General features: G+C 39.1%; 12 protein-coding genes. 3 read left to right on the forward strand and 9 right to left on the reverse strand.

From position 1 onward, the window contains the following. Nucleotides 1-22: 22 nt before the first annotated feature. Nucleotides 23-1,474: a glyceraldehyde-3-phosphate dehydrogenase gene (locus OK025_RS05735; protein WP_317668646.1), complete on the forward strand. Its 1,452-nt coding sequence runs from the start codon at nt 23-25 to the stop codon at nt 1,472-1,474. 86 nt (nt 1,475-1,560) lie between these two features. Here the strand turns inward: OK025_RS05735 and OK025_RS05740 are convergent, their stop codons facing one another. Then, nucleotides 1,561-2,805 (reverse strand): 3-deoxy-D-manno-octulosonic acid transferase, encoded by a 1,245-nt coding sequence (locus OK025_RS05740; RefSeq protein WP_317668647.1) that lies wholly within the window; start codon nt 2,803-2,805, stop codon nt 1,561-1,563. 65 nt (nt 2,806-2,870) lie between these two features. Between OK025_RS05740 and OK025_RS05745 the strand changes: the two genes are divergently transcribed. After that, nucleotides 2,871-3,863 (forward strand): UDP-glucuronic acid decarboxylase family protein, encoded by a 993-nt coding sequence (locus OK025_RS05745; RefSeq protein WP_317668648.1) that lies wholly within the window; start codon nt 2,871-2,873, stop codon nt 3,861-3,863. Beyond that, on the forward strand, nt 3,863-4,894 hold the full coding sequence (gene galE, locus OK025_RS05750; RefSeq protein WP_317668649.1) for a UDP-glucose 4-epimerase GalE: 1,032 nt from the start codon (nt 3,863-3,865) through the stop codon (nt 4,892-4,894). Before OK025_RS05745 ends, galE begins: the two co-directional genes overlap by 1 nt. Nucleotides 4,895-4,971: 77 nt before the next feature. On the opposite strand, the gene OK025_RS05755 is transcribed toward galE, so the two are convergent. From OK025_RS05755 to lpxD, 8 genes are all read right to left on the reverse strand, one after another. Next, nucleotides 4,972-6,132, reverse strand: a complete 1,161-nt coding sequence (locus tag OK025_RS05755; RefSeq protein ID WP_317668650.1) for a hypothetical protein — start codon at nt 6,130-6,132, stop codon at nt 4,972-4,974. 24 nt (nt 6,133-6,156) lie between these two features. After that, nucleotides 6,157-6,714, reverse strand: a complete 558-nt coding sequence (locus OK025_RS05760) for a hypothetical protein (RefSeq protein WP_317668651.1) — start codon at nt 6,712-6,714, stop codon at nt 6,157-6,159. Nucleotides 6,715-6,964: 250 nt separating this feature from the next. Continuing rightward, a complete protein-coding gene (locus OK025_RS05765; RefSeq protein ID WP_317668652.1) occupies nt 6,965-7,546 on the reverse strand; it encodes a 5-formyltetrahydrofolate cyclo-ligase in 582 nt (193 codons plus the stop codon). A gap of 261 nt (nt 7,547-7,807) precedes the next feature. Continuing rightward, nucleotides 7,808-8,368: an elongation factor P gene (gene efp / locus OK025_RS05770; protein ID WP_046674772.1), complete on the reverse strand. Its 561-nt coding sequence runs from the start codon at nt 8,366-8,368 to the stop codon at nt 7,808-7,810. Nucleotides 8,369-8,668: 300 nt separating this feature from the next. Further along, nucleotides 8,669-9,298: an ABC transporter ATP-binding protein gene (locus tag OK025_RS05775; RefSeq protein ID WP_317668653.1), complete on the reverse strand. Its 630-nt coding sequence runs from the start codon at nt 9,296-9,298 to the stop codon at nt 8,669-8,671. A 17-nt stretch (nt 9,299-9,315) separates the two neighbouring features. Then, entirely contained in the window at nt 9,316-10,104 is a 789-nt protein-coding gene (lpxA, locus tag OK025_RS05780; protein ID WP_075990789.1) for an acyl-ACP--UDP-N-acetylglucosamine O-acyltransferase, read from the reverse strand. Between the two features lie 10 nt (nt 10,105-10,114). Further along, nucleotides 10,115-11,515 (reverse strand): bifunctional UDP-3-O-[3-hydroxymyristoyl] N-acetylglucosamine deacetylase/3-hydroxyacyl-ACP dehydratase, encoded by a 1,401-nt coding sequence (locus OK025_RS05785; protein WP_317668654.1) that lies wholly within the window; start codon nt 11,513-11,515, stop codon nt 10,115-10,117. 140 nt (nt 11,516-11,655) lie between these two features. Next, on the reverse strand, nt 11,656-12,696 hold the full coding sequence (lpxD, locus tag OK025_RS05790; protein ID WP_317668655.1) for a UDP-3-O-(3-hydroxymyristoyl)glucosamine N-acyltransferase: 1,041 nt from the start codon (nt 12,694-12,696) through the stop codon (nt 11,656-11,658). Between the last annotated feature and the right edge of the window lie 8 nt (nt 12,697-12,704).

Below are 12,704 nucleotides of genomic sequence, written 5' to 3' on the forward strand. Positions count from 1 at the left end.
CAACATAATCTATTATAAAATTATGATGTCACACAAGCCATCTTTTGATTTAGAGATCAAAAGTTACAGAGAGCAACAAAACGCTGCCGTAAGCTTAATGCAAATTGTCAGTAACCTGTGGTATAACCACGCTATTGAACTTGTCTTTTTTCGAAATCAACTCATTGATGTAAAATCGAGTTCAATTCTCAACCTGATCAAGGAAAGCGTCCTCCTTACCGACGAGCCATTCCATATTTTTGACATCCTTCACACAGCACAGGTATTGGAAAAACTCACGCTATCACCTGCGCGTATCGATATCGGAAAACTTACCTTACAGGTCAAGAAACAGACTATTGACAACAACGATCTGCCTAGTTTTATTACAAATGAATTAAAAGATATCAATCAACAAGCGGAATTAAAACCACGCGATGTTGTGCTTTATGGATTTGGCCGTATCGGCCGTTTACTCGCCCGAGAGCTTATGCATAAAGCCGGTGCTGGACAGCAGCTTCGCCTTCGTGCCATTGTAACGCGAGACGCCAATGATAGCAAGTCCATATTGAAAAGAGCGACACTATTAAAAACAGATTCCATACATGGTGCATTCGAAGGCGACGTACAGGTCGACATTCCAAATCAAGCACTTATTATCAATGGCATCACTGTCCACCTTATCTCTGCCAAACAGCCAGAGGACATCGATTACACCTATTATGGAATACAGCATGCTTTAGTCGTCGACAATACGGGTGCTTTTCGAGATGAGCAAGAACTGAGTCGCCACCTGAAATCCAGAGGTGCCGCCCAAGTTTTATTAACAGCACCCGGAAAAGGTGTTCCAAATATCGTATACGCAGTCAACGAAAATGATATTGACGTGCAACAGCATGCGATATTTTCCGCCGCTTCCTGTACGACCAACGCAATCTCTCCTATTTTGGCGGTCCTTGAAAATAGAATAGGCATTGAAAAAGGGCATATAGAAACCATACATTCCTATACTAACGACCAGAATCTTGTCGACAATATGCACAAGAAGTCCAGACGGGGCCGTGCCGCAGCGCTCAATATGGTGATCACAGAAACTGGAGCGGGGGCTGCCGTTTCTAAAGTATTGCCTTCCCTGAAGGGCAAACTGACCTCCAATGCCATTCGCGTTCCCGTACCAAATGGATCATTGGCAATTTTAAATCTCGAAATTAAATCTAAAACTAACGTCGAAGAAATCAATGCACTTTTAAAAGAGGCATCACTACAGGGTGACCTTGTCGAACAGATTAAATTTTCTAAAGATGATGAACTCGTTTCTTCAGATATCATAGGCTCCACTGCCGCTGCGATCGTGGATGCTCCAGCGACGATAGTCTCGGCAGATGGCAGGAATGTCATTCTATATGTCTGGTACGACAATGAATACGGATATTCCCATCAGGTAATGCGCTTATCTCGTCATATTACCGGCGTAAGAAGGTATACCTATTATTAGGGACCAGTATAAAGCATCAAGAAGAACAAGAATAAATAAATCACGCGGAACCGGTGGAATATAGGCGGCGGCAGTACAGCTACCGCTTATATTTTTACAGGATTGCTTTTGAGGTATTTCATAATGATCGGTGTTGCACCTGCTTTCTGCAGAACATATTCACGGGCCAGTTTTCCGGCCTTTTGACGGACAGTCTGATCTTGCAAAACAGCAAAGACTTTCTTTAATTCTTTAGCACTGGCAATGGCGAAACCTGATCCATTTTTCACAAGATCTTTCGCCTCCTGAAACTTCTTGAAATTTGGTCCAAATAGAACCGGTATGCCATAAGTTGCGGCTTCGAGTGTGTTATGTATCCCCACGCCAAAACCACCACCAATATAGGCCAGTTGGCCATACCCATACAAAGACGAAAGCATACCAATGTTATCGATAACCAGTACCTTTGAATCGGCTATTATTGCGGCATCGTAGGTAGCCATACCCGAAAAGCGGAGTGCCTTCGGCCAAAGCTTAAAAATGCTCGCTAAATGTGATTCGTTAATTTCATGCGGAGCCAAGATCAGCTTATAGTCTGAATAATCCAGAAGCAATTCCTGTAGCGCCTGCTCATCCTCGGGCCAGGTACTTCCTGCAACCAAGGCCGGATTTTCACCAATAAATTGGCTGATCTCGGGAATCATTTTTCTGCTTTTAGGAATGTCTACTACACGATCAAAACGTGTATCTCCGGCTAACCCGGCATTCCGTATCCCAAATTCTTTCAAAAGACGTACACTTTCTTCATTTTGCACAAAGAAGTAAGTCACATAACTTAAAATTTTCAGAAAAAAAGTACCATAGGCCTGAAAGAAAATCTGATCGGGTCTAAATATTGCTGAGATCAAAAACAAGGGAATGCCCCGTCTATGCAGGCCTTCAAAAAAATAATACCAATATTCATATTTCGTAAACACAGCAAAACTTGGATTGATCAAGTCGAGAAAAAGCCGTGCGTGCTGAGAAGTATCGTAGGGGAGGTAAAAAACATAATCGGCCAAAGCAGTGTTTTTTCTGATTTCATAGCCAGAGGGAGAGTAAAATGTTACAATTATTTTATGATCCAAATAATTATTTTTCACCGCTTCCAGGACAGGTCTTCCTTGCTCAAATTCCCCCAATGAAGCAAAGTGAAACCAAATATGTTTTTGGGAAGAATCAACCGTTTGTTTCATCCTCGAATACCAGTCTTTTCGTCCCGCTACCATGAGCTTGGCTTTGGCATGAAAAGGAGCCAAAATACGCAGTAAGAGTCCATAAAGAAAGATTCCAATTGAATAAAGCAAACGCATGTTTTTAAAATAATGTTTATCTTAGTCAAAGATATTAAACCCATTTCATTAAACGGAACCATTGAGTGGAAAATAAACATCGCAAACGGATTTTGATAACAGGAGCAGCGGGCTTCCTCGGCTCTCACCTTTGCGATCGCTTTATTGCCGAAGATTACGATGTCATTGGAATGGACAACCTAATTACCGGAGATCTACAGAATATAGCCCATTTATTTAAGTTGGAAAATTTTGACTTCTATCATCACGATGTCTCAAAATTTGTCCACGTTCCCGGGCACTTGGATTATATCCTGCATTTCGCTTCGCCAGCCAGTCCCGTTGATTACCTTAAAATTCCGATACAAACATTGAAGGTAGGATCTTTGGGCACACATAATCTCTTGGGCCTAGCGCGTGCTAAACAAGCACGGATCTTGGTAGCCTCCACCTCTGAAGTTTATGGCGATCCACTGGTATCACCACAATCCGAGGACTACTGGGGCAATGTAAATCCCGTGGGACCTCGCGGTGTATACGATGAAGCGAAGCGCTTCCAAGAGGCAATAACGATGGCCTATCACAATGCACACGGTCTGGAGACCCGTATTGTCAGAATATTTAACACCTTTGGTTCCAGAATGCGTCTCAATGACGGTCGAGCTATCCCCACCTTTATCGCACAAGCGATACGCGGCGAAGACATCACGATTTTTGGGGATGGTTCACAGACACGATCATTCTGTTATATTGACGACCAGGTCGAAGGCATTTTTCGCTTGTTGCATTCGGCATGTGCAACACCTATAAATATTGGTAATCCAGACGAAATTAGCTTACTGCAATTGGCCCATGAAATTGTCGAATTGACCGGCAGTTCGAGTAAAATTATCTACGAAACATTGCCAATCGATGATCCCAAACAACGAAAACCTGATATTGGCTTGGCCAAATCAAAATTAGCCTGGGAACCTCAAGTAGACCGAAAAACAGGATTGAAAAAAACCATAGAATTTTACAAAAAGATCCCTTTGGATACCTTATCACATAAAGACTTTACTTACTATAATCAACAATAATGAACAAAAAAATACTAGTCACAGGAGGAACAGGTTATATCGGTTCGCACACAGTGGTCGAACTACATCAAGCAGGATATGTACCTGTCATCGTGGATGATCTGTCTAATTCAAACATCAAAATTTTGGATCAGATTGAAAAGATCATCGGCGTTAGACCTGAATTTCACCAGTTTGACCTTTGTGACACAGACCGCGTGAATGAATTTGTAAAAAACAATACTGATATCTCAGGCATTATCCATTTTGCAGCTTCTAAAGCTGTAGGCGAGTCTGTACAGAAGCCTTTGAAGTATTACCACAACAATTTCTTCTCGTTAATTAACTTATTAGAGGCATATCAAAATAAGCCTATTAATTTTGTCTTTTCTTCAAGCTGTACCGTATATGGTGAGCCAGACTACTTACCTGTAGACGAGAGCGCTCCTGTGAAAAAGGCAACCTCTCCTTATGGAAATACAAAACAAATTGCTGAAGAAATTTTACAGGAAACCGCTGCTGCATATGACAACTACAATATTATTGCGCTCCGTTATTTCAATCCTGTAGGCGCACATGAGTCGGCACTGATCGGTGAATTACCAAACGGTGTTCCTCAGAACCTGCTTCCATTTATCACACAAACAGCCATTGGAAAAAGAGAAAAATTAACGGTATTTGGCTCTGATTACGACACACCGGATGGATCTTGTATCCGCGACTATATCCACGTTGTTGATTTAGCAAAAGCTCACGTTGCAGCAATCAGATTATTGGAGCAAGGCAACCCGAACGGAAAATATGATGTCTTTAATGTGGGAACCGGAAATGGATATTCTGTCCTTGAAGCGATCAAGGCTTTTGAGAAAGCTTCAGGACAAAAACTAAATTACGAATTTGGTCCACGTCGTGACGGCGATATCATCAAGGTTTACGGGGACGTCACTAAATCGGCCAATCAGTTGCATTGGAAAGCAGCACTTGGTATTGATGAAATGATGGCTTCTGCCTGGGCATGGGAAAAAAATCTGAAGGAAAATCCATTGGATTAAAAACAAAAAAGGCTATTCAAGCAAAGTTGAATAGCCCTTTTTTTATATTTTATAACCCCCCAGTCCTTAGCATCAAACTATACCAGCTCCTTATCGGAAATATATTCCATAAGTACTCCGGCCTGGTCCCCGAGCTTCTTTTTCAAGCGCTGCATTGATTTTTTGATGGCGTCGGGAGTTACACCCAACACATTGGCAACTTCCTTATTATTAAGCCCCAATTTCATAAGTACGATTACGCGCAAATTGGATTCAGTAATATCGGAAAACTTGGATTGTATCTCTTGCAGCAAATTAGGAAATTCTTTCACGATCAAAAGCTTAAATTCCTGCCATTTTTCCTCCGTGATCAAATGTGACTGTAATAAAAGCTTCAGCTCATCTCGATCTTTTTCAACCACATTCCCTCTTTCCTGGAGCATCGCAGAGAGTACATTGATCTGTTCGTTATTCCGCTTAAGATAAGCCACATATTCTTCTACTTGACTTTTGGAACTTACCAATTCCCTATCCAATTCGGCCTTCGTATACTTCAGGTTGAGCAGCTGATATTCATAATCACGAATACGTTTTCTCGCCCGGTACCGAACGGCGTTATAAATAAAGAAAAATAAAACTAAGACGAGTAAACTTAATATCAGCCACAATCTTCTTTCGGCCTGCTTATTTTTAATCACCGCCTGTGCCAAGGATAATTTATCCGCATATTTCTGTTTATCCGCCATAAACTTCAATTGAGATAGTACTGGATCACCATCCAAAAATCGCAGGGAGTCCTGCAGACGTTCAATCCGTCTACGCGCATTTAATTCGCGTACAGCATCTTGGTTCTGAATGGCCAAATTCAGTTTATGGACTTCAAGCTCTAATATTGTTTTCTTATCATCTGAACCTAGCAAAAGTGATTCTGCCTCTCGAATCATCTGACGAACATCCGTTATTTCTTGCCGGGCAATGTTTAGCCGAATACGCATCATTAAAGCGAAAATCGTATTTCGTTTATTACCTAATGATCTAGAAATTTCAAGATCCTTATCTAGGAGTGATAAGGCCTTGCGATAGTCTTTCATCCCTTCAAATACAGCCGCCTGATTACCCAAAATCTTTGCATAGCGTAAAGAATCGTTTTCGGAAAGCGCCAAGGTCTGAGCAAGCTCAAAATTTTTCATTGCCTGCAAAGTATCTCCCCCACTTTTAAGGGTCAATACCCCCAAATTATCCAAAATTTCTGCTTTCAACCGAGGCGAGATCAGCTCCTGTTGCTATCCTAAATCTAAATATTTGATCCCAGAAGTATAATCTCCTAAAGTTCCAAAAAAATACCCTAGCTTTTTATAGGTCTGCGTTAGGTCTAAGACAAGTTCTTTTGGAATATCATCGAGGCCTTTTTCTCCTTCCAGGATAAATGGCAAAGCCTCAGATGCTTTTAAACATCGATACAGATAAAATCCATACATAACCTTGACCCAGGTTTTTACATTTTGATAGCTGTACCCCTCTTCCAGATCCAATGCTTTCAGATAGTATTTATCGCTAAAACTATTTCTTGTACCTTCGTCATTAAAAGACTGATCTGCCAACAAACAATAATAGATTGCCAGAAGTGCTTTATCATTTTTTCGTACCGCCTGACTAAAATATGGAGCAAGATATTTGCTCAATGTCAGACTAGAGGACTGATGTTGCTCGGATTCTTTTATAATTGTTTCGTAAAAATTCTTTTCTTCTATCGAGGAATTGGAATCCATGAGATCCATTCCGATAGCACTATGACAGGGCATAATGGTTAGCAAAAAAAGAATTAGAAAAAATCTGGACATATCGGCACAGGCATTGAATTTCGCATTAAAAATAAAAAATAATTTCTATTAAACCACCATGGGACAAAATCAACTAACAATAGAGTTATCCTAAAAATGAGGCATAACCACACGTTATATACCCTACTTAACACAACAATAGTACACAAATAATAATCTACTAATGTTAACCGTTCGAATAAAGAAGTCGCTTATTTGAAAGCATGGCAGTCATCCAAAAGAGCGGAAAGATTATTCTTTTGAATCCATATTATTCCTTATCAAAATGATAAATATGATTTGGGGTAACAGCCTCCGTCAACTTAACATCATGTTCATTTTTATCCGAGATAAGGTCAATCGGATCAAAAAAAGACAGTCCGACACGTTGAACGTCAGCTTTACAACGTGAGAAGAAACGATCATAAAACCCCTTTCCATAACCTACTCTATAGCCGAAAAGATCAAAGACCAATAAAGGAACAACAATCATATCAATAACCGAAGGGTCTACTTCGACACCAGAAATTGGCTCTGAAATTCCCCATGAATTCTTTTCGAATATGGTATGTTCATCTAATACATAATGCTGCATCGAATAATCGTCAAAATTGGACCGGGAAACGACGATCTTTACCTGAGGAAAAAACGTTTGAATATAATTTATGATATCATAAGTATTGGGCTCATGATATTTTTCAATAGGAATAAAAATATGTAAAAAACCAACTTTAGAGAGGTCAATTTTCATAAACTGGGTAAGCAGCATTTCATTAAGGGTTGTTTCTATCGCCAAAGACAATTGACATCTTTTAACTTTATACTCAAATCTTAATTCTTCCTTCGATTTCATCTGTAAAAAATATTTTTAACATTCCATTCCCATTGACAAAAATTAAAGAGACCTCATTATAAGTTGGTCCATCCAACGATAATCAAAGAACAATATATTCATCAATAGCATTGACACAAACCATGAGGTAGAGTCGAAGCCTTGATAGATATCGAAAATGTCCCCAAATTAAATTTATCAAATTTTATTAAGATAAAAAAAACGGCCTTGTAGCGAGCGCTAACAAGACCGAATAATCAACCTAAACCTAAAATCTTACTATTATTTTACGCGCTCGATATAATTACCTGTTTGCGTATCAACTCTTACTTTCTCACCTTGATTAATGAACAACGGTACCATAATTTCAACACCAGTCTCTACAGTTGCTTTTTTCAGTGCATTTGTAGACGTATCTCCTTTTACAGCCGGTTCAGTATATGTAATTTCTAACTCAACACTTTTTGGAGCTTCTGCCATGATAGGCTCATCACTTTCAAAAGCAATAATTACAGTCATGCCCTCTTTCAAGAAACGAGCTGAATCACCAAATAAAAATTTAGGAATATTGAATTGCTCGTATGTATTGTTATCCATTACCACGAAGAAATCTCCATCCTCGTACAAATACTGATAATCGCTAGTTTCTACACGTGCAATTTCTACAGATTCGTCAACTCTAAAACGGTATTCAACTAACTTACCCGTTTTAACATTACGCATTCTCGCTTGATAAAACGCACGTAAATTGCCTGGTGTACGGTGTATATATTCTTCTACGGATACTAATTCTCCGTTAAATCTTAAGATATTTCCTGATTTTACCTCTGATGCCTTAGCCATTCTTTGAATTGAACTTTAAACGGTTATCTCATTATTGAGTCGTCAAAAGTACAAAAACTAATTGTGTTATTAAAATTTCATTCGCTACTTTTTTATTGAAATAACTGTTTTCAATGGTAACAGGAGCCACCTCTATATTTTCAAAAAGGTGAATACAAATAACATCCTCACAACACTTACCAAAAAATATCGACGCAGTTATAAAGACGACAATTCGTACCGGTTTGGCTTCAAAGAAAACGTGATACTAGGATGTTATCGTTAAGGGCTGTGCATGAAATGCTATGAAAAATAGAAGATTTAGGATTTAAAATCCAGAATGGATATCATCTCATCACAGAATTCATATTCTTTCTTTTGGTTTGAACAGACGACAAGTATTCGGGATTCTAATTTTGTTCGATCGATCAAATTTAGGTACCATTCTTCACCGGCACTATCCAAATTACTTGTTGGCTCATCCAACAATACCAAGCTAGATACAGAACAACAAGCTAGGGCTAGCTTTACCCGTTGACGCATACCTGATGAAAAAAATCGTATCTCCCTGTCAAGCGCATGCTCCAATCCCAATAAGCTGACAACTGTTTCTTTATCAAAAGAAGGAAGATAATTTTTAAATTTAAAATGAAAATCAATAAGCTCATTTAAAGTAAACTCCTCGATTAGTTCAACATAAGGAGCTGCGAGAGACAACTGCTGATATATAGTGTCCACACCTAGGACTTGGTCTCCATCCGTGTAGATCAATTCACCCGATGAGGGTGTCAAACTACTTGAAAGCACTTTTAGAAAAGTAGATTTTCCTGAACCATTATGGCCAAGGACGGCATAACTCTTGCCGGACTCGAAGGTATAGTTTATATGCCTAAAAATCCATTCATTGTTATACCTCCTACCAATATCTTTTAATGTAATTTTCAAATTCACAAGAATCGATAACGCGATTACATCGCTCTATTATTGAATCCTTTCATAATACCTCTGCCTGAATTGCGAATAAAATCCAAAATCTCATCACGAATTTCTGTAGCCTGATATTCAGCCTCTATAATTTCTATCGCTTTAGCCAGATTTCGATTTTGGACAAAAAGGATTCGATAAAGATTCTGAATTTCGGCAATCTGCTCTTCTGAAAAGCCTCTTCTCCTCAATCCAACAGAATTAATTCCCGCATAAGAAATAGGTTCACGCGCAGCTTTAACAAAAGGAGGAATATCCTTTCGCACCAATGAACCACCAGTAACAAAGGCATGAGAACCAATTTTTACAAATTGGTGAACGGCTACCATTCCAGCTAACACAACATAATCACCTACAGTAATATGTCCAGCAAGCGTACTATTATTTGAAAAAACACAATTATCTCCAACTTCGCAATCATGCGCAACATGACTATATGCTTGAATCAAGCAATTTTTCCCAATGACCGTTTTGTATCTGTCCTTGGTGCCTCTATTGATCGTTACACACTCACGAATCGTTGTATTATCTCCAATTTCAGCTGTCGTAATCTCACCATCAAATTTTAAATCTTGAGGCTCCCCAGAGATTACCGCACCAGGATATATTTTACAGTTTTTTCCTATTCGTGCTCCATCCATGATCGTCACATTTGAGCCTATCCAAGTGCCCTCACCAATGACGACGTCTTTATAAATGGTTACAAATGGCTCGATGACCACATTTTTAGCAATTTTTGCTTCGGGATGAATATAAGCTAATGGCTGTATCATCTATACTACTTTAGTTATTATTTACTCTTACGATCTGTGCCATAAGCTCTGCTTCACACACAATCTTCTCTCCTACCATTGCTACACCTTTCATTTTCGCGATGCCTCTTCGAATTGGCTCCATCAAATCACATCTAAAAATAACAGAATCTCCGGGAGTTACCTGCGCTTTAAAACGTGCATTTTCTATTTTAAGGAATAAAGTCAGCCAATTCTCAGGATCGGGAACTGTCTTCAGAACCAAAATCCCCCCTGTTTGTGCCATAGCCTCTACCTGCAAGACCCCTGGAAATAAAGGTGCTCCAGGAAAATGTCCCATAAATAGATCTTCGTTCATGGTAACATTCTTCAAACCAACAACATGTGTTTCCGTCAATTCAAGAATCTTATCCACCATAAGCATGGGTTGACGATGCGGTAAGATTTTCATGATTTCTACCGTATCATATAATGCAGGCATATTAGGATCGTAAACTTTAATTTTTTTACGTGTTTTATCTTTCTTGATCTGCTCCTTTATCTTCTTTGCAAAGGCAACATTTGCAGCATGACCTGGACGAGCAGCCATAATATGACCTTTTAAAGGTCTTCCAACTAACGCTAAATCTCCAACCATATCCAACAATTTATGTCGGGCAGGTTCATTTTGATAACGCAATTGATTATTGTTCAATATTCCTTCCTTCGCAACTGCAACGGTTTCTTTATGAAAAAGATGCGCTAATTTTTGTAGTTCTTCAGGAGAAGTCTCCTTATCAACAATAACAATGGCATTACTCAGATCGCCACCTTTAATAAGCCCATGGTCAACCAGCATTTCCAGTTCATGCAGGAAGCAAAAGGTACGCGAAGAGGCTATTTCTGATTTAAAATCCTCAATCGATGTTATTGCTGCATGTTGACTTCCGAGTACCGGCGAGTTAAAATCGATCATACAGGTCATACGATAGCCATCCATCGGCATGCCCAATATTTCTACTTTACGATCAGGCTCTGCGTAATGGATATTATTAGAGATCTCGTAATAATCCCGATCAGCATCCTGTTCTTCAAAGCCTGCCTCTTCAAGCAACTTCACAAAAATAGCCGAGCTTCCATCCAATATTGGTATTTCAGGGCCGTCAATATCAATCAGCACATTATCAATTTGTAAACCAATTAACGATGCCATCAAATGTTCAATTGTACTCACGCTTGCCCCATTCTGCGTTATTGTCGTCCCACGGGAGGTATCTGTGACATTATCCGCATCAACCAAAATTTCTGGTTGCCCCTCTAAATCCACACGTCTGAACTTAAACCAGTGATTTTCCGGAGCGGGTTTAATAGTCATCGATACAATTTTTCCTGTATGAAGACCTACCCCCGAAATTTCAACCTCGTTTTTGATGGTTCTCTGTTTTACATTCATTTCTAATAACATATTTTTAAATCAAAACTTCTTTTGACAAAACCTTTATCCTTTAAGCTATATTGATGTTCGCCATCGGCTTACTCAGGAATGATTATTTCATCACAATTAAAGAACAGTTTATTTTCAATGAAAAATAATTATTTCAATTTTTTTTCTACTAACTTTTCTAACTCTTGGATTCGTTTTTCCAACTCAGGAAGACGTGCAAAAATCACATTAGAGCGCAACTGCGGCTGGTAAGACATTACTGGCGTACCGCCCCACTTTTTACCTTCTTCTTTAATCGATCTATTCACTCCTGATTGGGCTTGGATTTGAGATCCCTTTGCAACAACAATATGTCCAACGACACCAACCTGACCTCCTAAAACCACATGTTCTCCAATTTTTGAACTACCAGAAATACCTGTTTGCGCTGCGATTACTGTATTCTTTCCAATATCAACATTATGTGCAATTTGGATCAAATTATCCAACTTGACACCATCACGCACTATAGTAGCGCCCATTGTTGCTCTATCGATTACAGTATTGGCACCAATCTCAACATTATCTTCCACTTGGACATAACCAATCTGAGGAACTTTTTTATATGTTCCATCTTCTTGCGGTGCAAATCCAAATCCATCTGATCCAATCACAACGCCAGAGTGTACTACGACATTTTTTCCAATCTTACAATCGTGATAAATCTTCACCCCCGGATAAAGTGTTGTATTATCTCCTATTGTAACTTTATCCCCAATATAAACTTGCGGATAAATTTTTACATTATCTCCAATACAAGCCCCTCTACCAATATATACAAATGCACCTATGTAACCTCCTTGACCGATCTCAGCATCAGCATGAATAAAATGAGGTTCTTCACGTCCGCTTTTGTCAAGACGAAACTCATTATACATATTCAGAATAGTAGAGAAAGCAGCATAAGCATTCTTAACCCGTATGATCGTCAATGTCGTTTTAGTTGCTTGAGTCAAGTGGAAATCTTCATTAACAATAACGATCGAGGCGTCGGTAGTATAAATAAAATGCTCATATTTTGGATTTGACAAAAAAGAAAGATCGCCTTTTTTACCTTCCTCAATTTTGGCAAGGTTACCTACAGTAACTTCTGGATTTCCTTCAATCCGTCCTTCTAATAATGTCCCTATTTGTTGAGCAGTAAATTGCATGGTACAAA

Source organism: Sphingobacterium sp. UGAL515B_05 (assembly GCF_033097525.1).
GTDB lineage: Bacteria > Bacteroidota > Bacteroidia > Sphingobacteriales > Sphingobacteriaceae > Sphingobacterium.